General features: G+C 67.1%; 1 protein-coding gene. It reads left to right on the top strand.

Annotation, left to right across the window (positions count from 1 at the left end):
* On the top strand, positions 1-2,714 hold a 2,714-nt coding region (locus JF66_RS16565; protein ID WP_197059450.1), incomplete at both ends, for a lamin tail domain-containing protein.

Raw genomic sequence — 2,714 nt, 5'->3', positions numbered from 1 at the left:
CCCACGCCCACGCCCACGCCCACGCCCACGCCCACGCCCACGCCCACGCCGACACCAACAGAGACGCTCCCGCCGGCGCCCACGCCGACCCCCGACCCGGCCCTGATCACCGCCCCCCTGCAGATCACCGAGATCACGCCTGACACCACGAACGTGGGTTCGGGCGACGGCTTCGAGTTCATCGAGGTCTACAACGCGACCTCGCAACCGATTGACTTCTCCGACTACACGCTCAACTACCTGTACCCGCTCGCCGACCTCACCAACAGTTCCACGGTGCGCTGGCCGAGCACCCCGCACGACGCCATCGTCGGACCGGGCACCACCCTCGTGTTTTGGATCAAGAACGGCCCGAACGACGCGCTGACCGCGGCAGACTTCAACGCGCAGTTCGGGTCTGCGCTCACGCTCGGCACCGACCTCGTGGAGGTCTTCGCCGGGGGCATGGCGAACGGTTCCCCGCGAGGAATCGAGATCCTCACGAACACCGGTTTCAGCCTGAACACGGCCTACTACAACCTCGATGGCGTCGACGATGTCGAGCCCAATATTGGAATCCAGTACGGCGCCGATGCCACCAACCTCGCCCGTCAGCTCAGGCTCGGTGCCGTCGCTGCGACCCCCGGGAGCGTTTTCGCGGCGCAGGTTCCGGCCGGCCTCATGGTCGCCGCCGCGGACCCCACCCCGCCCGTGATCAGCGACAAGACCCTGGGCGAGATTGACCCGGCGCAGAACTTCGCGCTCCGTGCCACGATCACCGACGACGTGCAGGTGCGCACCGTGACCCTGCACCTCAAGAGCAACCTCGATGCCGACTTCTCGACCCTCAACCTCACCACGGATGCCGCCGACGGCTACCAGCACGACCTCCAGCAGGTCGACCTCACCGGAAAACGCTGGTTCGAGTATTACCTCACGGCCACCGACGGGCGCAACGAAGCCAGCACCCCCGTGACCAGGGTCGCCGTCACCGGAGTGGACACCTCTCCGGTGCGGCTGAACGTGACCGACGGGGAGTTCGTCAGCGGCACAACAGTGGTTTCGGCCGCCGGTGAAGCCGGCCCGGGATCGAGCCCGCTCACGCTCAGCATCGATGGCGTCCCGGTCGCGACAAACCCGGAGCTGGAGGCCGCGCCGCAGTTCGTTTTCGACGTGACGGCGGTGAACACGTTCTTCAAGAACGGCGTGCTCGTGGGCGATGACGTGCTGCGCATCTTCGACGACGGCATCCCGGAGGGCTGGGACACGATCGCCACCCCCGTGCCGCTCACGCACGTGACCCGGGGTGACGACCTCGTGGTGAGCGTCTGGGCGGGCACCAAGGTCGCCCCCGAGATCAACCTCGATGAGAACAACGACGACTTCCAGATTCGCAACCTGCGCCTCGTACTGCCGGACGGCCGCAGCCTGCAGCCCACCGGCTATGCCGACGCGGAGCTCGTGCTGAACATGGGCGACAGCGCCGGCAAGCTGGACTTCTACGACGCGAGTTTCACCATTCCGGACGACGCCTACACGGCCATCGCCCACGAGTGGAACACCACCGAGGTCGACGACGGCTCCCATGAGGTGGCCGCGACCGACGGCACCACCACCCTGACCCGCCGGCCCGCGGTCGACAACACCGCTCCGACGGTCTCCACATCCGTCGTTGACGGCACGCTGTATCAGGGCGAATTCATGATCGAGGGCGACGCGACGGATGCCGGTGCCGGCCTCGACACGCTCACGGCCACCCTCGACGGCCGCACGATCACCCTGCCGTTCGCCACGTCGTCGATCGAGCTCGCCGACGGCGAACACACGCTGGCCCTCACCGCTCGGGACGGGATCGGTAACCAGAGCGTGCTCAGCACGGTCTTCTCCACCCCGGTAGAAGAACCCGGCAACGAGCTCATCACCCCGCTCGACGGCGCGACCGTGCCGTCGGGACCGATCGACCTCACCGCGCGCGCCACCGACCCGACCGGAGACCGGCTGCAGGTCACCCTGAACGAGGGATTCGTCGCATCCGTTGCCGATGACACCGTCCGTGGCTACTCGGGAACCACCCGCATCGCCGCCGGCCCGGACCGTGCCGGCAAGACCCTGCTCACGGGGGCCCAGGCCGCCGCCATGGCCCGCCTCGACGGGGTCGCCGAGTCCGTGACGTCCGACGCGGCCTTTCCGTACCAGCTGTTCGAGGTCGACATTCCGAGCGACGCGGGTGCCGACTTCACGGCCCGGGTGCGCTGGGACGGCACGGCCAACGCCGAGGTGCTGATGTATGTGCAGAACGTGACCACGGGCGCGTGGGAAGAATTCGACCGGCACGTGACGATCGGCGAAGGGGCGACGGCCTTCACCCTGGATGCGATGGTGCCGGCTGCCGACCACGTGGCCGACCGGGTGATCACGGTGCTCATCCAACACTCGGAAGGATTCGCCGGCGCGAACCTCAGCGATCGTTCGAGCCCCCTTCCCACGAACAATGTGAACGACACCCCGCGGTCGGAGTACGACTTCACGCTGGCGTGGGAATCCGATACGCAGTACTACAACGCCTCCTATTACCAGCGGCAGCTCGACATCCACGACTACCTGCTCGGGCAGCGGGAGGCCACCAACCTGCAATATGTCTTCCATACCGGGGACATCGTGGACAACAACCTCGACGAGAACCAGTGGACGAACGCCAACGCGGCCTACAGCATGCTCGATGACGCCCAGTTGCC

It is taken from the genome of Cryobacterium sp. MLB-32 (assembly GCF_000738085.1).
Lineage (GTDB): Bacteria > Actinomycetota > Actinomycetes > Actinomycetales > Microbacteriaceae > Cryobacterium.
Note: the sequence above shows the minus strand (reverse complement) of the source record. Positions and strands in the feature narration are given on the sequence as shown.